The following is a 21,444-nucleotide window of genomic DNA, read 5'->3' as shown; positions in this document are numbered from 1 at the left end:
CATGGCTTTTGAAAATTTAAGTGAAAGACTTCAAAAAGCATTAAAAAATTTAACAGGTAAAGGAAAAATTTCTGAAGCTGATATTAACGATGCAAGTCGTGAAATTCGGTTAGCTTTACTAGAAGCTGATGTTAACTTTAAGGTTGTAAAAGACTTTATTAAGAAGATTAAGAAAGAAGCCTTAGGTAAAGAAGTTCAAGAGAGCTTAAATCCAGGACAACAAATTATCAAAATCGTTGATGACGAGTTAACTAAGATGATGGGAGAAGAGGCTGTTTCTCTTAATAAGTCTCAACATATTCCCACCATTATTATGATGGTCGGTTTGCAAGGTACTGGTAAAACTACTACCGTTGGTAAACTTGCAAATTATCTAATGAAAAATGAAAAAGCACGACCTTTATTAATTGCAGGCGATATTTATCGTCCAGCTGCGATTGATCAGTTAAAGCAAATTGGTCAGCAGTTAAATGTACCAGTTTATAGTGAAGACAATCAAGATGTAGCAGAGATTGTAAAGCATGGTCTTGAAGAAGCAGATAAGAATAAAAATGATTATGTCTTAATCGATACAGCTGGTCGTCTTGAAATTGATGAACAGTTAATGGATGAATTAAAACGTGTAACAGCTGTTGCTCATCCAGACAATACTTTACTTGTTGTTGATGCAATGACTGGTCAAGCAGCTACTCAAGTTGCTGAAGGATTTAATAATGATTTAGATCTAACGGGTATCATCTTAACTAAGCTTGATGGTGATACTCGTGGTGGTGCAGCTCTTTCAATTCGTGCTGTTACTGGTCTGCCAATTATCTTTACTGGACAAGGTGAAAAATTAACTGATCTTTCAACTTTCCATCCTGATCGAATGGCGTCACGTATCTTAGGTATGGGCGATATGTTGACCTTAATTGAAAAGGCTCAACAAGATTATGACGCTAAAGAAGTCGAAAGAATGGCTGAGAAGATGCGTGCAAATACATTTGATTTTAATGACTTCATTGATCAAATGGATCAAGTACAAAAGATGGGACCGTTGGATCAAATTATAAAAATGATTCCTGGTTTAGGAAATAACCCTGCTTTAAAGAATATCCAAATTCCAGAAAAACAAATTTCTCATATTAAAGCTATCGTTTACTCAATGACACCTGAAGAGCGTGAAAATCCTGATATTCTTAATCCATCAAGAAGACGCAGAATCGCTGCTGGTTCTGGTAGATCAATTGCCGAAGTCAATCGCATGATTAAACAATTTAAGCAATCAAAAGAAATGATGCAAAAGATGACTAAGGGAGATATGGGCGAATTCGCCAATCTGCCAGGTATGAATTCACCAATGGGTAAGATGGCGATGAGATCAATGAATAAGCGCTTCAAGAAAAATAAAAAGAAGCGCATGAAGAAGATTAAACGATATCGCTCAAAATAATTTTTAACTGTTAAGGAAAAGCACTTTACACACATTTAGCTTTATGCTATATTATTTAAGTCAAGAAATTTAGGAGGAATTAATTAATGTCTGTTAAGATTCGTATGCGCCGTATGGGCTCAAAGAGAAAACCTTTTTATCGTATCGTAGTTGCTGACTCACGTATGCCACGTGATGGTCGTTTTATCGAAGAAGTTGGTTACTACAACCCACTTACTAACCCTGATGAAGTTAAGCTTGAAGAAGATAAGATTTTTGAATGGCTTGAAAAGGGTGCTCAACCATCAGATACTGTAAGAAGCTTGCTTTCAAAAGCTGGTTTGATGACTAGATACCACGACGCAAAGTACGGTAAGTAATTTACTATTGCAATTAGAAGTTTGGGAAAGCTTTTCCCAAACTTTTTTTATTAGAAAGAATAAGTATAATGACTGAGTATTTTGAAGTTGGAAAGATATTATCTCCTCATGGTTTGACGGGGGAAGTTAAGGTAAATGCAACTACTGATTTTCCTGAGGAAAGATTAGCTAATGGAAGCAGATTATTCATTAAGAATAGTGATCAGTACCAAGAATTAATTGTAGAAGCTACACGTCGTCATAAACAATTCTACTTGGTTAAATTTGAAGGAATAGATGATATTGATCAAGCTGAAAAAGTTCGTGGTAAAGAGTTATATGTAGCAGAAACAGATCAGCAAGAATTACCTGAGGGCAGCTACTATTTCAAAGATATTTTGAATTGCCCAGTCTATGATGCTAAAACAGGTGAAAAGCTTGGAGTTTTGGCAAATATTGAAACTCCTGGTGCTAACGATATTTGGGAGATAAAACCAGAGCATGGCAAAAGTTTTTGGATCCCAAATATTGAATCAGTCGTTAACAACGTTGATCTAACTAATAAGAGAATAGAAGTAACTTTACTTGAAGGATTACGAGATGAAAATTAATGTTTTAACCCTATTTCCAGATATGTTTACCCCTTTACAAGTATCAATGTTAGGAAGAGGATTAGAAGATAAAAAATGGGAGTTAAATTTAGTTAATTTCCGTGATTTTACTACAGATGTCCACCATCATGTTGATGACACTCCATATGGAGGAGGAGCTGGCATGGTGTTACAAATTATGCCGATAAAAAAAGCTTTGGATTCTTTAACTAATAAAGGAAAGGTAATTATTACAGCCCCTCAAGGAAAGACTTTTAATGAAAAGATGGCGCAAAATTGGGCTAAAGAAGAAAATTTGACCTTTATTTGTGGCCACTATGAGGGATTCGATCAAAGAGTCTATGATTTAGCGGATGAAACAGTTTCAATCGGTGATTATGTTCTTACGGGTGGAGAATTGCCGACGATGAGTATGATTGATGCAACTGTACGTTTATTGCCTGGAATTTTAGGAAATGCTGCTTCTCCAGTTGAAGAAAGCTTTTCTCATGGACTTTTAGAATATCCTCAATATACTCGTCCAGCTGATTTTGAAGGACAAAAGGTGCCTGAAGTATTAACATCTGGAAATCATCAAAAAATTGCTGAATGGCGCCACAAAGAGGCATTGCGAGCAACCTATCTTCATCGCCCAGATATGTTGGTTGAACGAGAACTAACAAATGAAGAAAAGAAGATGCTTGAAGAAATTAAACTTGAAAAAGAGAATTAGTATTTACAAGCTTTTCTCTATTTGGTAAACTAGTCGTTGTGGCATAAGCCACTTATTTATGGGTATTCCGCTGGCACTAAGTGTTGATGAATGCCGTAGAAGGAGAGAAAATAATGGATCCATTAATTCAGGAATTAACTAAAGAACAATTACGTGATGACATGCCTGACTTCCGTGCAGGTGATACTGTTCGTGTTCACGTACGTGTTGTTGAAGGTACTCACGAACGTATCCAGATGTTCGAAGGTGTTGTAATCAAGCGTAAGGGTGCTGGTATTAGCGCAACTTATACTGTACGTAAGATGTCATCTGGTATTGGTGTTGAACGTACTTTCCCAGTAAACGACCCACGTGTTGCTAAGGTTGAAGTTCTTCGTCACGGTCGTGTACGTCGTGCTAAGCTTTACTACTTACGTGACCGTCATGGTAAGGCAGCTAGAATTGCTGAAAAGCGTCGCGGTTAATTCAATTAATCAAGACAATATGAGAAGCTATCTCGAAAGAGATAGCTTTTTTTATACAAAAAAATAAGAGTTTCAAAAACGAAACTCTTAATTATTAATAAAATGTAATATGATTTAATGGCCAGTATCTCATTTTTACCACGCCAACAATTTTACTTCGTGGAATTGTTCCAATGTAACGACTATCCTTTGAAACACTTCTATGATCTCCCATTACAAAGTAGGTATTAGCGGGAACTTTGTTAGTTTTCTGCATTTCTTTTAGTTGCTTAGCAGTGTAGAATTGTCGGTAATTTTGTGTTTTAGCTAAAGAACTTAAAGTAAAGTTTTGAGTTTTGGTATATTTAGTACCAGAAACACCATCTTCACCATTGTCAATTAACTTTTGACCAGCCTTCAACCAAGGCTGATTAATTTTTTTACCATTGATATAGATCTGATTATTTTTACTGACAACGGTATCACCTGGTAGCCCAATAACTCTTTTAATATAAAGAGCTCCAGGCTCATCAGGAGCATCAACAATTACAATATCGCCTTGTTTAATCTTTGCATGGCGAAGTGCAATAACACGATCATTATTTTCAAAAGTTGGCTGCATTGAAATTCCAGATACTGTTAAATTAGCAAAAACAAATTTATTTAGTACAAAGAATATACCAAAAAATATCGCTACTAAAATTAGTACTTGGAGAATCCACTGTCCCCAGCTTTCAGTTTGTTCTTGTTTTTTCAATTTCTTCACCTTATTTAATCTATTTCATCATAAAGTGTAACCTTAAATTTGAATTTTGTCGATTAAACTAAAAATAAGAGAGAAAAATAGAAAAGTAACAAATCTCAAAAAGGTTTAAAATGATAATTTAGCTTATAATGAAGTAAACTGTAAATTAAGAGGAGGGCGCATAATGAAGACAGTGCATGAGTATTCAGCGGGCAGTATCATTTATAGAATTAATAAAAATGAAATAGAGTTTTTATTAGTTCAAAGTATGCTTAATCGTACATGGGGTTTTCCTAAAGGACATCTTGAAGCTGGAGAAAATAATGTACAAGCGGCAAAAAGAGAAGTTTACGAAGAAGTGGGATTAAGACCAAACTATGATTTTAATTTTAAAGAAAGTCTCACTTATAAAATTACTCGTGATCGTTTGAAGACAGTAACTTTGTTTTTAAGCGAATTCATTCCAACTCAAAAAATTAAATTACAAAAAAGTGAAATTGGCGCTTCTAAATGGGTGAATTTAGAAGAGGCCAGTAAATGCTTGCATTATGAAGAATTGAATGAACTCTTAAAAAAGGCACAGGACTACATTAAAAATGAGATATCCAGATAAGTTATTAGTTGAAGTTAAGGAAAGATCAAGAGGGATGAAATTAGAAGGGATCAATTTTGGAGCTGGTCCAGTTCATCCTAAACTAATGATTATTGGCGAAGCACCAGGAAGAGAAGAAATAGAGTCGCTGATTCCTTTTCATGGTGCTTCAGGAAAAGAATTGATGAAGTCATTAGCTTCAATTGGCTTAAAGCGAGAAGATGTTTACATTACAAGCGCAGTAAGAAGTCGACCTTATAGTGTTAAGAGGGTATTTAGTAAAAAAGAAAATAAAGAAGTAGTAAAATACCCTAACCGAAAACCAACTAAAAAAGAAATTCTAGCGCATGCTCCTTTATTAGATTTCGAGCTTCAATATGCTCAACCTAAAATTATCGTAACTGTGGGCACGACTGCTTTGAGCCGTTTACTTGATCATAAATATGAGATTAGTAAAGTGCATGGTAAGATTATTAAAAATACCTCGATTTTGAAATTAAATAGTAAAAAAGATGGCTACGTTTGGTCTAAAGAAAAATATACGGTAATACCACAATATCACCCAGCCGCGGTTTTTTATAACCGAAAACTGACAGATACAATTGCTCAAGATTGGTTAAATATAAAACCTTTAATTAAATTAGTGAAAAAATAAAAACTGGTAGGAATTAATTTCCTAACCAGTTTTTTTAATCAATGTTATTACGGTATAGACCGACAACTTTGCCTAAAATTTGAACCACAGGTAAAATAATTGGATCCATAGTATCATTCTCAGGTTGTAAACGATAATATCCATCTTCTTTAAAGAATCTCTTAACTGTTGCTTCATTGTCTTCAGTCATTGCAACAACGATCTCGCCATTATTTGCACTAGATTGTTTGCGCACAATCACATGATCACCGTTTAAAATTCCAGCATTAATCATTGATTCACCATGAACGCGTAACATGAAAAGTTCGCCAGCATCATTTTCAAGATCAGGTGGAAGAGGAAAGTATTCATCGATATCCTGAACCGCTAAGATTGGTTGACCAGCAGTCACTACACCAACAATTGGAATATCTTTAGGCTTAATTCCTAAAGCTTCTCGTCCCTTTTCAGTTACTTCAATTGCTCTTGGCTTAGTGGCATCTTTTAAAATATACCCTTTCTTTTCAAGTCGAGCTAAGTGACCATGAACGGTTGAAGTTGATGAAAGGTCAACTGCACTACAGATTTCTCTAACTGTAGGTGGAAAAGCTCGTTCTTCAACGGTATCGTAAATAAAACGTAAAATTTCTAATTGTTTATTTGCATGTGGTTCAGTCATAATTTTTTCTCCATCTAGTTACTTACTAGTATTTTAACAAAAAAACTTTATCTCAGCAAACAGGCGTTCTTAGTAGTCGAGTCTTTTTTTATTGCTATAATTAGGGTAAACTAACATTGTTTAGTGAGGTGTTTAATTATGGATAAAAAAGAAGAAGAAAAGCTAATTAAAAGAATTAATGAGCTAACTAAAATTAGTAGAGAACGCGAATTAACTCCCGATGAAGTTGAAGAACGCAAGAAATTAAGATCCGCTTTTCTAGAGAACTTCCGTGCAGGCTTTAGGCAGCAATTAGAAGACACTGTAGTTATTGATGAAAATGGTAAAGAAGTAACTTCAGAAAAAGCAAAAGAGGCACAACGTCGTAAAGGATTAAGAAAAGATTAATCTTTTACTTTAAAAATAGCTGTTTTTTTGGTATGCTGAAAAAGTACATTAATTTTCGGAGGTTTTTGGGAAATGAATTTAGGTTTAGCAATTTTTCTTATTATTATCGCATTATTAATCGGTCTTGTCGGCGGATTTTACGGTGCTCGTGCATACATGAAGAAGTATTTCCAAGACAATCCTCCTATTAGTGAAGATATGATTGCAGCTATGATGGCGCAAATGGGACAAAAACCATCCGCTAAGAAGCTTAATCAAGTTATGAATATGATGAAGCATCAACAACAAAAGTAGTAGCTTACTTTACTAATATTTGGTAATAGACAGAGGACCGGATTCCTCTGTCTATTTGTATATTGTGAGGTGAAAAAATGAATATTTTCAGCAAATTGGGCTGGTTTTTCAAGCAAGAAAAAAAGAGATATATTATTGGAATTAGTTTTCTGGCTTTAACTTCGATTGCAAATTTAGTACCTCCTAGAATTTTAGGATTGATGGCTGATCAATTAGATAAGGGATCAATTAGTTGGAGTGAATATGCAGCTTTGATTTTAGCGGTTGTTGCCGCTGCGATTGTTTTGTATCTATTACGCTACTTTTGGCGTAAGCAGATTTGGGGTGGTGCGGCTGAATTAGAAAGACAAATGCGGTCACGTTTGTTTAAGCACTTTATGGTTATGGATCGCACTTTTTATCAAAGACACCGGACTGGTGACTTAATGGCGCATGCAACAAACGACATCAATTCTATTCAAAATGTTGCGGGAGACGGCGTTTTAACTTTAGTAGACTCATTAGTCACTGGTGGAACAACGATGATAGCAATGATTATCTTTACAGACTTTCGCTTAACTGTTATTGCACTTTTGCCACTTCCGTTTTTGGCTTTAGGGGCCTGGAAATTAGGAGATAAACTTCATTATAGCTTTGATAAGTCACAAGCGGCATTTTCTCGTTTAAATAATAAAACTCAAGAATCTGTTTCTGGAATTAAAGTATTAAAGGCTTTTGGCGAAAGCACGCAAGATTCTACTGCCTTTAATAAAATGGTAGATGAAACTATTCAGATCAATAAGAAGGTTTTTAAGTGGGATTCAATGTTTGATCCACTAGGAACTTTAATTATTGGGGCTACTTATGTAATCACAATTATTTATGGTGGTTTACTAGTAACAAATCATACTTTGTCAGTAGGGCAATTAGTTTCATTTATTGCTTATATTTCTAATATGGTCTGGCCAATGTTTGCGATTGGTTATTTATTTAATATTTTAGAAAGAGGATCAGCTTCTTATGATCGTGTTGAGCGTCTTTTATATGAAAGACCACAAATTACAGATGAAAATGCTGATCAAGGTTTAAAAGTTAAAGATATTCAAGGTGATCTGAAATATGATATTAGATCTTTTGCTTACCCTGATGAAAAGGAAATTCCGGTTTTACAAAATATTGAGTTCACGTTAAAGCCAGGACAAACATTAGGTTTAGTTGGAAAAGTTGGAGCTGGAAAAACTACAATTATTGAGCTTTTACTTAGAGAATTTGATCACTATCAAGGCAAAATAACTTTAGGCAGACATGATATTCGAAATATTCCGTTAAAACTACTTTTAAATGAAATTTCCTATGTACCGCAGAATAACTTTTTATTTTCTACTTCAATTGAGAAGAATATTGCATTTTCTGATCAAGATGCAACTAAGAATAAAATAGAATCTGCAGCTCAAAAGAGTGATTTACATGATGATATTATGCAGATGCCAGCGGGCTATCAAACTTTAGTTGGAGAAAATGGTGTTTCATTGTCTGGTGGACAAAAGCAACGATTATCAATTGCTAGAGCATTATTAAAAGAAAGTCCGATTTTAATTTTAGACGATGCTCTTTCAGCAGTTGATGCAAAGACAGAAACTGCTATTTTGAATTCGCTTCGATCTGAAAGAAAAGGCAAAAAGACGCTGATTGCCGCACACCGTTTAACCTCGGTAATGGATGCTGATTTAATTCTAGTTTTGAAAAATGGAAAGATTGTTGAAAGAGGAAAACATGCTGACTTATTGGCGCAAGATGGTTGGTATGCTGAAATGTGGCGTAAACAAGAACTACAAGCAAAGGTGGGTGAAATAGATGGACAATAATGAAGAAACTAAATCAGTTTGGTCAAAGGCAATCCCGCTTAAAGAACAAATCCATATTTTTAAACGTGTTTTAAAATATGTTAAGCCTTTTAAAGTAGAGATGGGGATCGCCGTTTTTGGAGCTTTCTTAGTAAGTGTAATCAACATGCTTTTGCCGAGAGGACTGCAATTTTTCTTAGATAATTATTTGATTAAACAAAAAGCAACAGTTCAAATTATTATCTGGGCTGGCTTGTTGTATGGGCTGGGAACGATTATTAAGGCAGTTCTTCAGTTTGTTTACCAGTATTTGTATGCACTTGGAGCTGAAAAAACGCTTGAGAGTGTCAGAAAGGATTTGTATCGTAAGCTTCATAGTTTGGGGATGCGATATTTTGATCAGACTCCAGCTGGTTCAATTGTTTCAAGAGTTACTAATGATACGATGACTTTGAGTGATTTCTTGGGAGTGCTTTGTCAGGTAGTTATTGGAGTTTTCTCATTAATAACTGCTTTTGTAGCAATGTATGTGACCAATAAATTTGCTGCTTTAATTGTGCTATTATTTTTGCCAATTTTAGGTTTTGTCTTTTGGATTTATACGCAGAAAAGTTCAAAATTGTATCGTGGTTTTCGTGAACGTCTAAGTAGGATTAATACAAATTTAAATGAGTCAATAGAAGGTGTTTCCTTAATTCAGCAATTTAAGCAAGAAAAGAGAATGACTAATCATTTTGAAAATGAAAATGGCACATTGATGAAGACTCGCTTTAATATGATTAGGGTCAACTCATTGCTTTTATCTCCGATGACTAGTTTGCTTTATTCTTTAGCATTAGCCTTAGTATTGATGTATTTTGGCTTTCCGCTTCAAAAGACATTTGTTCCAGCAGGGATTGTTTATGCATTTTCTCAATATGTACAGCAGTTCTTTAATCCAATTTCTACTATGATGGATCGAATGACTTTCTTTCAAGATGGAATTGTAGCTGGAAAACGTATCTTTCGAATTATGGATGAAACAGAATATGAGCCTAAGCAAGAAGATGATAAAAATGCAGTAATCTCTAAAGGAAAAATTGAATTTAAAAATGTTAGTTTTTCTTATGATGGCAAACATGAGATTCTTCATAATGTATCTTTTGTAGTCAACCCTGGTGAGACTCTAGGAATTGTTGGTCATACTGGATCAGGAAAAAGCTCAATTATCAATGTGATGATGAGATTTTATGAATTTGGTAGTGGAGAAGTCCTAATTGATGATATTGATATTAGAAAGTTTTCGAAAAAAGAGTTACGTAAGAAATTAGGCTTGGTTTTACAGGAACCATTCATGTTTTATGGTGACATTTCTTCAAATATTCGTTTATATAATAATCAAATTACTGATCAACAAATTAAAAAAGCTGCTCAAGCAGTACAGGCTGATTCTTTTATCGAAAAGATGCCTGGTAAGTATCATGCTAAAGTGATCGAAGGCGGATCAGAACTTAGCCAAGGCCAAAGACAGTTAATTTCTTTTGCTAGAACCTTAGTAACAGATCCTAAAATTTTAGTTTTGGATGAGGCAACAGCGAATGTTGATACTGAAACAGAAAACTTGATTCAAGATGGGTTGAAGAAGCTTCGTCAAGGTAGAACAACACTAGCAATTGCTCACCGTCTTTCTACAATTGCTGATGCTGATCAAATTATTGTTTTAGATAAAGGACGAATTGTTGAACGAGGAACACATACAGAATTATTAGAAAAGAAAGGTTACTACTACAATCTTTATAAGTTGCAACAAAATAGCGATAAATAAAATGCTCGGCCGACTGACCGAGCATTTTTACTGCTTAAATTATTTTTAAGTTATTATCTATCGTTTAACATGTACTGACGAGTCATTGGCAAGCTTTTACCTGATGGACCTTTGGTTAATAGATATTGAATAACGTCAATGTTTCCTGATTCAAAAGATGCTGCACAGGCTTGGAGGTACATATCCCACATTCTTGCAAATCGTTCCCCCAGCATGCCTTCAACTTCTGAGCGATGGTCATTAAAGTTCTTATCCCAGATTTCAAGAGTTCTTTGATAGTGACGACGAAGCATTTCCATATCGGCGATTTGCAAGTTAGCTTCTTCAATTCTTGAAACAATTTCTACTAAACCAGGAATGTAGCCACCGGGGAAGATATATTTATTAATCCAAGCATTAGTAGCGCCGCCTTGTTGACGAGTAATTCCATGAATTAAAGCAATACCGTGTGGCTTTAAATATTTAGCAACATCCTTGAAATATTCACCTAGATTTTCAGAACCAACGTGTTCGAACATTCCTACGGAAGTTACATAGTCAAAGTCACGATTACCTAATTCGCGATAATCTTCAAGTAAAACTTCTGCTTGATCTTCGAGCCCCATATCTTTAATTTTTTTGTTAACTAAATCAAATTGTTCTTGACTCAAGGTAACACCAGTAACTTTTAATCCATATTCTTTAGCTGCGGTTAACATTAGTGTCCCCCAACCACAGCCAATATCTAACAAGGTTTTACCTGGCTTTGGATCTAGCTTTTGAAGAATATGATGCACTTTTGCAATTTGAGCTGCTTCAAGATCATCTGTATTTCCGTTAGTGAAGTAGGCACATGAATAAGTCATAGTTGGATCAAGCCATAATTTGTAGAAGTCATTTCCGATATCATAGTGACTCTGAATATCTTCTTGACTTTGTTTTTCAGTATGCTTTTGCTTAGGTAAAAATTTTCTGAATTTTGAAGCACGCATGAAAGATTGGCTACTTTCATAAGCTGCTTCGATTAACTGTTGAATACTTCCCTTGATTTCAAGGTCCTTATTCATATATGCTTCACCTAAAGCTAAAGATGCATTACTCGTAATATCTTTAAAAGGAATCTTTTTGTTAAAAATAACCTCCACTTCCGGTGTGCCATTTCCATAAACTTCTGATTTTCCATCCCAGTAGGTAACTTTTACTGGAATATTGAATGAATGACTAAGCATCATTTTATATAAAGGTTTTTCTAACATTACTGATTCTCCTTTTCTACATTAGACTATGTTATTCTAACACTAAAAAACTAAAATACTAAAAAATTATTTTGCAATATAGTGGAAACTAGGGTTCTGTTCCTTATCTAGTTTATCCCATGCCTCTTCTAATTGATGGTACAAGGCAGGCGTAGTTTCTTTGTTGACTTTTTCTTTGCGCGGAATATAAATAGGGTCGCCAAAACAAACCTCTAATGGTTGTCTCTTAAGTAATCCTTTAAAAGTAAGAGGCCCTTGATAGACAACAGGAACTAAAGGCTTATTGGCCATTTTAGCAATTACAAAGGCGCCACTTTTAAGTTCTTCAGAATGACGAGTTCCAGATGGAAAAATAATTAAAGAGAGGTCACTCTTTCGTAATCCTTTAACTGGAATTTTAATTGCAGAAGGTCCAGGATTATCTCTATCTACTGAAAAAGCATGTGCATGCACTAAAATAAAGCGCAGTACAGGGTTTTTAAAAAGTTCTTTTTTTGCCATAAACATAAATTCCATTGGGCTAGCGGCTAAGGCAAAAAGAATTGGCTCCCACCAAGTTCTGTGCGGTGCTACTAAAATATAGTTTCCCTTTGGAATCCGATCTTTGTGATGAACATGCAGATGTCCATTAAGTACCCATACAATAAAACGTGCAATTGGGCGAATAATTTTATAAAACATATTGTTTCCTCCAATTTTATGTATAGTATTATACAATACAGCAAAGAATTTTTAGAAGGGTATAGAAAATGGATCTATTAAAACCTAATGAACGAATTGACTATATGTATAATGATGATTTACGCATTATTCAAGAAAAAGATGCTTTTTCTTTTTCTTTAGATACACTTCTTCTCGGCTACTTTGCACAGATAAAAATACATGATAACTATAAAGTTGTAGATTTATGTAGTGGAAACGCCGCAGCTAGTATTTATATGTCATATTTTAATCGAGCTCATTATGATGCTGTCGAAATCCAAGCAGATATGGCTGATCAAGCAAGACGTAGCATTGAACTAAACAAGTTGGAAAATCGAATCGAAGTACACTGCTTAAATGCTTTAGAGGCACCCAAGAAGTTGGGCAAAGATAAATATGACATGGTTGTTGTCAACCCACCTTATTTTAAAGTTCCAAAGGGACATGTTATTAACCCAGATGAAAAAAAGGCTTTAGCAAGACATGAATTAGCAATTAATCTTGAACAAATAATAAAAGTTTCAAGCGATATGTTAAAGATGAAAGGAAAAATGTTTATGGTCCATCGCCCAGAGCGTTTGGGTGAAATTATGCATTATTGTTTAGAAAACCATTTAAGTGTGAAATGGGTACAGCCATTTGTTTCAAAGAGAAATGCAGATGCAAATTTAGTGGTGGTTGAGGCAATTAGAAATACAGCTAGCGATGGCTTAACTTTAAGGGATGCAATTGTGGTTCACAACCCAGATGGATCATTTACACCTGAGATAGAGCAAATTATTTCTGAAAATAAAAAGCAAGGGAAAGAATCTAAGAAAGAAAGCTACTACTTTTATTGTTTATTATGTAATGATGGAAGTTTTTATGGCGGTTTTACAAACGATTTAAAACATCGATTAAAAATGCATAATGAAGGAAAGGGAGCTAAGTATACGAAGTCACGGCGACCAGTAAAGATGATCTATCATGAAGAGTTTGATGATAAAAGGCTGGCTTTAAAAAGAGAGTATTGGTTTAAACATCACTCAAGAAAATGGAAAGAAGATTTTCTAAAAGAACATAATGTGAAATTTTAATTGCATTTAAGAACTTTATTCGTTACAATATTTCAGTATGCATTTTGCATATTTAATTTATATCACATCAAGAGCGATTAAATTCCTAGGTGCCAATTTTTGGTCAGAATTTAATACGACCTCTTGAGAGGAATTAACCAGGAGGAATTTTTTATGACAGTTGTTACTATGAAGCAATTGCTTGAAGCAGGTGTCCACTTTGGTCACCAAACTAGAAGATGGGATCCAAAGATGGCTCCTTACATTTTCACTCAAAGAAACGGAATCTACATCATTGATTTACAAAAGACTATCAAGATGTTAGATGATGCTTACAACTATGTTAAGGCAGTTGCTCAAGACGGTGGTGTATTCTTGTTTGTTGGTACTAAGAAACAAGCACAAGACGCCGTTAAAGAAGAAGCTACACGTGCAGGTCAATACTATGTTAACCAACGTTGGTTAGGTGGTACTTTGACTAACTGGACTACTATCCAAAGCCGTGTTAAGAGATTAAAGCAATTAAAAGAAATGTCAGAAGACGGCACTTTCGATGTATTACCAAAGAAGGAAGTTGCACTTTTGACTAAGGAAATGGAAAAACTTGAAAGATTCTTAGGTGGTATCGAAGATATGCCTAGAATCCCAGATGTTATGTTTGTTGTTGATCCTAAGAAAGAAAAGATAGCTGTTCACGAAGCAAACATTTTAGGTATCCCTGTAGTAGCTATGGTTGATACTAATACTGATCCAGATCCAATCGATGTTGTTATTCCAGCAAACGACGATGCAATTCGTGCAATTCGTTTGATTTCAGGTGCTATGGCTGACGCAATTATCGAAGGTAAGCAGGGTCAAGACGATAGCGAAGACGTTGAAAAGGAAATGGCTGATAAAGCTGCAGCTGAAAACGGTGACGAAGAATCTATCGAAGAAGTTGTAGAAAAATCAGAAGACTAATTTGTTTTTACTGTTAGTTCTGTAGGAGGACATATTAATGGCAAAAATTACTGCTCAATTAGTTAAAGAATTACGTGAACGTACTGGTGCTGGCGTTATGGACGCTAAGAAAGCATTAGTAGAAGTTGACGGTGACATGGACAAGGCAGTTCAATATCTTCGTGATAAGGGTATGGCTAAGGCTGCTAAGAAAGCTGATCGTGTTGCAGCTGAAGGTTTAACTGGTGTTTACGTTGATGGTAATGTTGCAGCTATTACTGAGGTTAACTCAGAAACTGACTTCGTTTCTTCAAACGATAAGTTTGTTAAATTGGTAAATGCAGCTACTAAGACTATTGCTGAAGGTAAACCTGCCAACATGGAAGCAGCTGAAGAATTAAAGATGGCTGATGGTACTACCTTAGCTCAATCTTTTGTAGACGCAACTGCTACAATTGGTGAAAAGATTGTTTTGCGTCGTTTTGCTTTGGAAGAAAAGACTGATGACCAAGAATTTGGTGCTTACCAACATAATGGTGGTCAAATTGGAGTTATCACTGTTTTAGAAGGTGCTGACGCTGCTACTGCTAAACATTTAGCAATGCATATTGCTGCTATGAGTCCTAAGGTTATTTCACCTGAAGAATTAGATGACGAATTCATTACTGATCAATTAGCTGTGATGAACCACAAGATTGATCAAGATAATGAAAGTCGTGCTTTGGTAAACAAGAAACCATTGCCACACCTTGTTTATGGTTCAGAAAAGCAATTAAGTGATGAGATTTTAGCTAAGGCTAAGGAAGATATTAAGGCTGAACTTAAAGAAGAAGGTAAGCCTGAAAAGATTTGGGATAAGATTATTCCTGGTAAGATGCAACGCTTTATTGACGATAATACTCAAGTTGATAAGCAATTCGCAGTCTTATCACAAAACTACATTATGGACGACAGCAAGACTGTTGGTGAATTCTTGAAGGAAAAGGGAGCTAAGTTAGTTGCTTTCCAACGTTATGAAGTTGGCGAAGGTATTGAAAAGAAGCAAGAAGACTTTGCTGCTGAAGTACGTGAACAAATGAAGTAATTATTTACTTAAAAGGGAGTAACGCTAAAGCGCTGCTCCCTTTTTTTCTGTATAATATATTACAGTGATTTTATGGTAAAATGATAAAAGCATATGAGGAGGTAAATTTATGAGTCAAATTAAGTACAAACGTATCATTTTAAAAGTTTCAGGAGAAGCTCTTGCTGGTGAAAAAGGTACTGGTATTAATCCAGAAGTTATTAAGCACTTAGCTGAGGAAATAAAGTCTGTACATGATATGGGCGTTGAAATCGGAATTGTTTGTGGCGGTGGAAACATGTGGCGTGGTGAAACTGGTGCAAACTTAGGGATGGAAAGAGCTCAAGCTGACTATATGGGTATGCTAGCTACAATTATGAACGGCTTAGCTTTGCAAGATGGTTTAGAAAATTTAGGTGTTCCAACTCGTGTTCAAACATCAATTGAAATGCGACAAATTGCAGAGCCTTATATTCGTCGTAAAGCTATGCGCCACTTGGAAAAAGGACGTGTAGTTATTTTCGGTGGTGGTACTGGTAATCCTTACTTCTCAACTGATACTACTGCTGCCTTGAGAGCAGCCGAAATTGACGCTGACGTTATTTTAATGGCTAAAAATGGTGTTGACGGAGTTTACTCAGCTGATCCTAAGGTCGATCCAAATGCTAAAAAGTATTCTGAATTAACTCAACTTGATTTGATTTCAAAGAATTTAAAGGTAATGGATAGTACAGCTAGTTCGCTATCTATGGATAATAATATTCCTTTAGTTGTCTTTAATGTTAATAAGCCTGGTAACATTAAGAAAGTTGTTATGGGCGAAAATATTGGTACTGTAATTAAGGGTGATAAATAATGGCTAATGAAGTAATTGAAAAAGCAAAAGATAATATGAAAAAGTCTATCGCTGTCTTTCAAAAAGAATTAGGCGGTATTCGTGCCGGCGTTGCAAATGCAAGCCTACTAGAAGGAATTAAGGTTGATTACTATGGTGTACCAACACCTCTTACACAAATGTCTAGTGTAAGTATTCCAGAAGCACGTGTATTAATGGTAACTCCTTATGACAAGTCAAGTTTAGATGATATTGAACATGCTATTTTGGCTTCTGATCTTGGTATTACACCAGCTAACGATGGAACTGTAATTAGAATTGTTATTCCACAATTGACTGGTGAACGTCGTCAAGAAATTGCTAAGCAAGTAGGTAAACTTGCTGAAAAAGGAAAGATTGCAGTACGTAATGTTCGTCGTGATGCAATGGATACTTTAAAGCGTCAAGAAAAAAATGGCGACATTACTGAAGACGAACAACGTAGTTTAGAAAAACAGGTTCAAAAGGTAACTGATGATGCTACTAAAGAAATTGACAAATTAGCAGATCAAAAGAGTCAAGAAATTACTCAAGGTTAATCTAGGACTTGATAAACTATGTCAGAATCGAAAAAATCACTTAATCATTTAGCCATAATTATGGACGGAAATGGCAGATGGGCAAAAAAAAGACATTTACCTCGTTTTGTTGGTCATCGACATGGAATGGACAATATACGAAATATTGCGCTTGCGGCAAATGAGATGGGGATCAAAGTCTTAACGCTCTATGCCTTTTCAACTGAAAACTGGGCAAGACCTACGGATGAAGTAAATTATTTGATGCGTTTGCCAATTGACTTTTTTGATAAGTTTATGCCTGAATTAATGGAAAATAATGTCCGGGTAAATATCATGGGATTTTTAGATGAATTACCTGAGAAGACTTACTTGGTAACACAAAAGGCAATGTCAGATACGGCTAATAATACCGGAATGATCTTAAATTTTGCCTTTAATTATGGATCTCGCCGAGAGATAACTGCTGGTGTTCAAAAAATTGCTCATCAGGTAAAAGCAGGAGAAATAAATCCTAATGATATTGATGAAAAGATGGTTTCTGATCATTTATTAACTCATTCTTTAACTCCATATGATGATCCCGATTTATTGATTAGAACCTCAGGAGAAGAACGCCTATCAAATTTCTTGTTGTGGCAGATGGCCTATACTGAATTTAGTTTTTCAAATAAATTATGGCCAGATTTTGATAAAAATGATTTAGAAGAATTAGTTAAAGATTACTACGGACGTAATCGTCGATTTGGAAAATTGTAAAATTATTAGAACTGTAGATTTTTAAATGAAACAACGTGTAATAACAGCTATTGTAGCTTTAATTTTATTTATTCCGATTGTTTTAATGGGCGGCATCTGGATTGATGTCCTTGCTTGTGCCTTTGCAGCAGTTGGAATTAGCGAAATTTTTATCATGAAGAAACAGATTATTGTTTCTTGGGATTTTATCTTGGCATTATTGGCCACTTTGACTATGGCAGTGCCTGACTCATTCTTTAAGTTTTTACCAGCTTTTTTGAATAAGTATGATGTTTTTTATATTTTTGTAATGTTAATGCTGGTAAGAACAGTTTTATCTAAGAATAGAGTAACTTTTGATGACGCTGGCGTTTATACTATTGCAGCATTATATATTGGTACTGGATTCCACTTTATGGCAGCTATTAGAAATGCTCATCTTGGATTAGCAATCTTAGGTTATGTTTTTGCTGTAGTTTGGTCCACAGATATTGCGGCTTATATGGTCGGTCGAAAGATCGGAAAACATAAGTTATGGCCAGTAATTAGTCCAAATAAAACGTGGGAAGGCTCTATTGGTGCAGTTATCTGTGCAGTAATTGTTGCAGCAGTTTATGTTGCGTTAGTTCCTACTGGTAGAAATAATGTTTTAATGATTATTTTAGCCTTTTTCTTGTCAATTATTGGACAAATGGGAGATTTAGTTGAGTCTGCTTACAAGCGCTTTTATGGTGTAAAAGACTCAGGAAAAATCCTACCTGGTCATGGCGGAATCTTAGATCGTTTTGATAGCATGCTTTTCGTTTTACCTGTTGTTGCATTTATGGGTATTTTATAGGAGAACTGCTAAATGAAAGGTATTTTAATCTTTCTAGTTGTTTTTGGGATACTTGTTTTTGTTCATGAATTTGGACATTTTATTGTTGCAAAAAAATGCGGTATTCTGGTTCGTGAATTTTCAATTGGTATGGGACCAAAACTATTTCAAAAAATGCGCGCCAAGACCACTTATACGATAAGATGGCTTCCATTAGGAGGTTATGTGCGTTTAGCTGGTCCTGATGATGCTGCTAAGATTGATCCAGGTACTACTGTAGTTTTGCAGCTAGATAAGCAAAATAAGGTAAAGCGAATCGATGCTTCTGGATCTCAAATGCCAATTGAAGGTATTCCTGTGCAGGTTAATTCAGCGGATTTGGTAGATGATCTAATTATTCAAGGCTATGAAAATGGAAATGAAGATCAGCTTAAAACATATGCCGTTGATCATGATGCAACGATTATCGAACAAAATGGAACTGAATTATTAATTGCGCCACGTGATACACAATTTCAAGAAGCAAGTGTTGGAAAAAAACTAGCAACTAATTTTGCTGGCCCTTTTATGAATATTTTATTGGGTTTTATTGTATTTATTATTTGGTCTTTAGCAGCTCCTGGTGCTCCGACTACAACAGTAGGAAGTACAATTGCTAATCAACCAGCTCAGGTTGCTGGTATTAAAGCTAATGATCAAATTATTGCAATTAATGACAAGAAGATTAGTAATTTCAATCAAATTGCTTCTGAACTTGCAAAAAGCAAGGGAAAGACTGTTGAAGTGACAGTAAAGAGAGAAAACAAAGTTAAAGATTTCTCAGTAAAACCCAAAGCTAGAAAAATAGACGGTCAAAGAATTTATCAATTAGGATTTTATGGCAAACCTGACAATAGCCTTGGAGCTAAGCTAAAACGGGGCTGGGATACAAGTATTAGTACTACTGGTTTAATATTTAATGCAGTCGGAAATTTATTTAGACATTTTAGTTTGAATAAGCTTTCTGGCCCAGTTGGTATTTACTCGCAAACAGTTCAAGTTTCAAATATGGGCTTTACGTATTTGCTAGCTTTTTTAGCAATGATTTCTATCAATTTAGGAATTGTAAACTTAATCCCAATTCCAGGATTAGATGGTGGTAAGTTGTTACTTAACCTAATTCAGCTAATTATTGGAAAGCCAATTCCTGAAGATAAGGAAGCTATTGTAGATGTAATTGGTTTTGTCATTCTATTACTATTAATCGTTGCTGTAACTGGAAACGATATTTATCGATATTTTATTAAGTAAATTTTTGGAGGAATAAATGCGTCAATCAAAATTTTTTATGCCAACATTAAAAGAGGCACCTTCTGATGCTGTAGCAAAAAGTCATCAATTAATGCTTAGAGGTGGTTATATTCGTCAGGTAACCGCTGGAGTATATGCATACTTACCATTAGGTTATCGCGTATTACGTAAGGCAGAAAATATTATTGAAGAAGAAATGAACAATATTAATGTGCCTGAAATGATTATGCCTCATCTATTGCCTGCTACTCTTTGGCAAGAATCTGGTCGTTATAAAAAATATGGCGCAGAAATGTTTAAACTTCAAGATCGTCATGGTCGTGAAAGTTTGCTTGGACCTACACATGAAGAAACTTTTACTGAAATTGTTGCCAAGAATTTGAAGAGCTATAAGCAAATGCCACTTGCTTTGTATCAAATTCAGACAAAATTTCGTGATGAAAATCGTCCTCGCTTTGGTCTTCTTCGCGGCAGAGAATTCGTTATGCTTGATGGATATAGTTTTGCTGCAACTCGTGAACAACTAGATGAACAGTTTGATGATCAAAAGGGTGCATATTTAAAGATCTTTAATCGTGCTGGTGTGACTGTTCACCCAGTTATTGCTGACTCTGGTACAATGGGCGGAAAGAACTCAACTGAGTTTCAAGCTCCAGCTGCAATTGGTGAAGATACAATTGCTACAAATGAAAAGGGAACTTATGCTGCAAACCTTGAAATGGCTAAAAGTATTGATACCTTTAAGCAGGAACCAGAAGACGCAAAGGAATTAACTAAAGTAGCTACTCCAGGTATGGACACAATTGATAAATTGGCTGAGTTTCTTAAAGTACCAGCTACTAGAATTGTTAAAAGTATTTTATATATTGCCGATGATCAAAAAGTCTTAGTTTTGATTCGTGGTGATAAAGAAATTAACGAAGTTAAATTAGGTCATGTCTTAGATGCTGACGAAGTAAGAACTGCCAATGCTGATGAACTAGTAGAAATTACTGGTTCGGAAAAAGGCGGTGTAGGACCAATTGGTGCCGACTGGGCTGACAAGATTGTTGCTGATGAAACGGTTAAAGACCTTTATAATGTAGTTGTTGGTGCAAATGAAACTGATTATCAATATCAAAACGCTAATCTAGATCGTGACTTTAAAGTCGATGAATTTGCTGATATTCGTACAGCAAATGAAGGCGAACCAGATCCAGTTGATCATTTACCTTTGAAATTTACTACTAGTATTGAAGTAGGTCATATTTTTAAATTAGGTACTTACTATACAAAGACGATGGGTGCTGATTTCTTAGATAACAATGGTAAGGCGAAGCCTGTAATCATGGGCTCTTACGGAATTGGTGTTACAAGAATGCTTTCCGCAGCAGTTGAACAGCATTTAACTAAGAACGGAATTGCTTGGCCAAAAGAAATTGCTCCGTTTGCGATTCATTTAATTCAAATGAAGATGAAAGATGAAACTCAAACAGAATTGGCTGAAAAACTTGAAAAAGAACTTTCAACTAAGTATGATGTTTTATACGATGATAGAAATGAACGTCCAGGTGTTAAGTTTAATGATGCAGATTTAGTCGGTGCACCATTAAGAATTACAATTGGTCGAAAAGCAAAAGATGGAATTGTAGAAGTTAAGCGTCCAACTGATGAAAAGGCTACGGAAATTAGCATTTCTGATTTGGATGCGATGATTACAAAAGAGTTAGGATAATTTTT

The 21,444-nt window shown here is 35.1% G+C and carries 24 protein-coding genes; 20 read left to right on the top strand and 4 right to left on the bottom strand.

Annotation, left to right across the window (positions count from 1 at the left end):
* The first annotated feature begins 1 nt into the window (after position 1).
* From ffh to rplS, 5 genes are all read left to right on the top strand, one after another.
* Positions 2-1,432 carry a signal recognition particle protein gene (ffh, locus tag AB5359_RS03780; protein WP_368280049.1) on the top strand — a complete coding sequence of 477 codons (1,431 nt, stop codon included), beginning with the start codon at positions 2-4 and terminating at the stop codon, positions 1,430-1,432.
* Between the two features lie 86 nt (positions 1,433-1,518).
* Positions 1,519-1,791 (top strand): 30S ribosomal protein S16, encoded by a 273-nt coding sequence (gene rpsP, locus AB5359_RS03775; protein WP_003647505.1) that lies wholly within the window; start codon positions 1,519-1,521, stop codon positions 1,789-1,791.
* Between the two features lie 68 nt (positions 1,792-1,859).
* Positions 1,860-2,381 carry a ribosome maturation factor RimM gene (gene rimM / locus AB5359_RS03770; RefSeq protein WP_048686749.1) on the top strand — a complete coding sequence of 174 codons (522 nt, stop codon included), beginning with the start codon at positions 1,860-1,862 and terminating at the stop codon, positions 2,379-2,381.
* A complete protein-coding gene (trmD, locus tag AB5359_RS03765; RefSeq protein ID WP_048686750.1) occupies positions 2,371-3,093 on the top strand; it encodes a tRNA (guanosine(37)-N1)-methyltransferase TrmD in 723 nt (240 codons plus the stop codon). Before rimM ends, trmD begins: the two co-directional genes overlap by 11 nt.
* 113 nt (positions 3,094-3,206) lie before the next feature.
* Entirely contained in the window at positions 3,207-3,557 is a 351-nt protein-coding gene (gene rplS / locus AB5359_RS03760) for a 50S ribosomal protein L19 (RefSeq protein ID WP_020806926.1), read from the top strand.
* A 94-nt stretch (positions 3,558-3,651) separates the two neighbouring features.
* On the opposite strand, the gene lepB is transcribed toward rplS, so the two are convergent.
* Positions 3,652-4,293, bottom strand: a complete 642-nt coding sequence (lepB, locus tag AB5359_RS03755; RefSeq protein WP_048686753.1) for a signal peptidase I — start codon at positions 4,291-4,293, stop codon at positions 3,652-3,654.
* A 172-nt stretch (positions 4,294-4,465) separates the two neighbouring features.
* Here lepB and AB5359_RS03750 point away from each other — a divergent pair, with 172 nt between their 5' ends.
* Positions 4,466-4,894: a bis(5'-nucleosyl)-tetraphosphatase gene (locus tag AB5359_RS03750; RefSeq protein WP_039156952.1), complete on the top strand. Its 429-nt coding sequence runs from the start codon at positions 4,466-4,468 to the stop codon at positions 4,892-4,894.
* Entirely contained in the window at positions 4,878-5,528 is a 651-nt protein-coding gene (locus AB5359_RS03745) for a uracil-DNA glycosylase (RefSeq protein ID WP_048686755.1), read from the top strand. The genes AB5359_RS03750 and AB5359_RS03745 overlap by 17 nt, the downstream gene beginning before the upstream one ends.
* A 34-nt stretch (positions 5,529-5,562) precedes the next feature.
* On the opposite strand, the gene lexA is transcribed toward AB5359_RS03745, so the two are convergent.
* Positions 5,563-6,186, bottom strand: a complete 624-nt coding sequence (gene lexA, locus AB5359_RS03740) for a transcriptional repressor LexA (RefSeq protein WP_003647498.1) — start codon at positions 6,184-6,186, stop codon at positions 5,563-5,565.
* Positions 6,187-6,324: 138 nt separating this feature from the next.
* Here lexA and AB5359_RS03735 point away from each other — a divergent pair, with 138 nt between their 5' ends.
* From AB5359_RS03735 to AB5359_RS03720, 4 genes are all read left to right on the top strand, one after another.
* Positions 6,325-6,573 (top strand): DUF896 domain-containing protein, encoded by a 249-nt coding sequence (locus AB5359_RS03735; protein ID WP_003649045.1) that lies wholly within the window; start codon positions 6,325-6,327, stop codon positions 6,571-6,573.
* Positions 6,574-6,645: 72 nt separating this feature from the next.
* A complete protein-coding gene (locus AB5359_RS03730; RefSeq protein WP_003649044.1) occupies positions 6,646-6,867 on the top strand; it encodes a YneF family protein in 222 nt (73 codons plus the stop codon).
* A 77-nt stretch (positions 6,868-6,944) separates the two neighbouring features.
* The gene (locus AB5359_RS03725; RefSeq protein WP_368280051.1) at positions 6,945-8,711 is read left to right on the top strand and encodes an ABC transporter ATP-binding protein; all 1,767 of its coding nucleotides are present in this window, start codon (positions 6,945-6,947) and stop codon (positions 8,709-8,711) included.
* A complete protein-coding gene (locus tag AB5359_RS03720) occupies positions 8,701-10,494 on the top strand; it encodes an ABC transporter ATP-binding protein (RefSeq protein WP_048686759.1) in 1,794 nt (597 codons plus the stop codon). The genes AB5359_RS03725 and AB5359_RS03720 overlap by 11 nt, the downstream gene beginning before the upstream one ends.
* A gap of 53 nt (positions 10,495-10,547) precedes the next feature.
* On the opposite strand, the gene AB5359_RS03715 is transcribed toward AB5359_RS03720, so the two are convergent.
* A complete protein-coding gene (locus tag AB5359_RS03715) occupies positions 10,548-11,729 on the bottom strand; it encodes a cyclopropane-fatty-acyl-phospholipid synthase family protein (RefSeq protein ID WP_003649041.1) in 1,182 nt (393 codons plus the stop codon).
* Between the two features lie 66 nt (positions 11,730-11,795).
* Entirely contained in the window at positions 11,796-12,410 is a 615-nt protein-coding gene (locus AB5359_RS03710; protein ID WP_003649040.1) for a 1-acyl-sn-glycerol-3-phosphate acyltransferase, read from the bottom strand.
* A gap of 68 nt (positions 12,411-12,478) precedes the next feature.
* On the opposite strand from AB5359_RS03710, the gene AB5359_RS03705 reads away from it, so the two are divergent.
* From AB5359_RS03705 to AB5359_RS03665, 9 genes are all read left to right on the top strand, one after another.
* Positions 12,479-13,507: a GIY-YIG nuclease family protein gene (locus AB5359_RS03705; protein ID WP_048686761.1), complete on the top strand. Its 1,029-nt coding sequence runs from the start codon at positions 12,479-12,481 to the stop codon at positions 13,505-13,507.
* Positions 13,508-13,660: 153 nt separating this feature from the next.
* A complete protein-coding gene (rpsB, locus tag AB5359_RS03700; RefSeq protein WP_003649038.1) occupies positions 13,661-14,446 on the top strand; it encodes a 30S ribosomal protein S2 in 786 nt (261 codons plus the stop codon).
* Positions 14,447-14,483: 37 nt separating this feature from the next.
* Complete coding sequence (gene tsf / locus AB5359_RS03695) at positions 14,484-15,509, top strand: translation elongation factor Ts (RefSeq protein ID WP_003649037.1); 1,026 nt, start codon at positions 14,484-14,486, stop codon at positions 15,507-15,509.
* Between the two features lie 109 nt (positions 15,510-15,618).
* Positions 15,619-16,344 carry a UMP kinase gene (pyrH, locus tag AB5359_RS03690; RefSeq protein ID WP_003647488.1) on the top strand — a complete coding sequence of 242 codons (726 nt, stop codon included), beginning with the start codon at positions 15,619-15,621 and terminating at the stop codon, positions 16,342-16,344.
* Positions 16,344-16,901 (top strand): ribosome recycling factor, encoded by a 558-nt coding sequence (frr, locus tag AB5359_RS03685; protein WP_003647487.1) that lies wholly within the window; start codon positions 16,344-16,346, stop codon positions 16,899-16,901. Before pyrH ends, frr begins: the two co-directional genes overlap by 1 nt.
* Before the next feature lie 18 nt (positions 16,902-16,919).
* A complete protein-coding gene (locus AB5359_RS03680) occupies positions 16,920-17,639 on the top strand; it encodes an isoprenyl transferase (RefSeq protein ID WP_048686763.1) in 720 nt (239 codons plus the stop codon).
* A 25-nt stretch (positions 17,640-17,664) separates the two neighbouring features.
* Complete coding sequence (locus AB5359_RS03675; RefSeq protein ID WP_003649034.1) at positions 17,665-18,456, top strand: phosphatidate cytidylyltransferase; 792 nt, start codon at positions 17,665-17,667, stop codon at positions 18,454-18,456.
* Positions 18,457-18,468: 12 nt separating this feature from the next.
* A complete protein-coding gene (gene rseP / locus AB5359_RS03670; RefSeq protein ID WP_077410337.1) occupies positions 18,469-19,725 on the top strand; it encodes an RIP metalloprotease RseP in 1,257 nt (418 codons plus the stop codon).
* A 16-nt stretch (positions 19,726-19,741) separates the two neighbouring features.
* Positions 19,742-21,439 (top strand): proline--tRNA ligase, encoded by a 1,698-nt coding sequence (locus AB5359_RS03665; RefSeq protein ID WP_048686767.1) that lies wholly within the window; start codon positions 19,742-19,744, stop codon positions 21,437-21,439.
* Positions 21,440-21,444 lie beyond the last annotated feature (5 nt).

It is taken from the genome of Lactobacillus sp. RTP31084st1_F9_RTP31084_210423, assembly GCF_040919545.1.
In the GTDB taxonomy this organism is placed as follows: domain Bacteria; phylum Bacillota; class Bacilli; order Lactobacillales; family Lactobacillaceae; genus Lactobacillus; species Lactobacillus paragasseri.
This window is presented reverse-complemented; position numbering and strand designations above follow the sequence as displayed.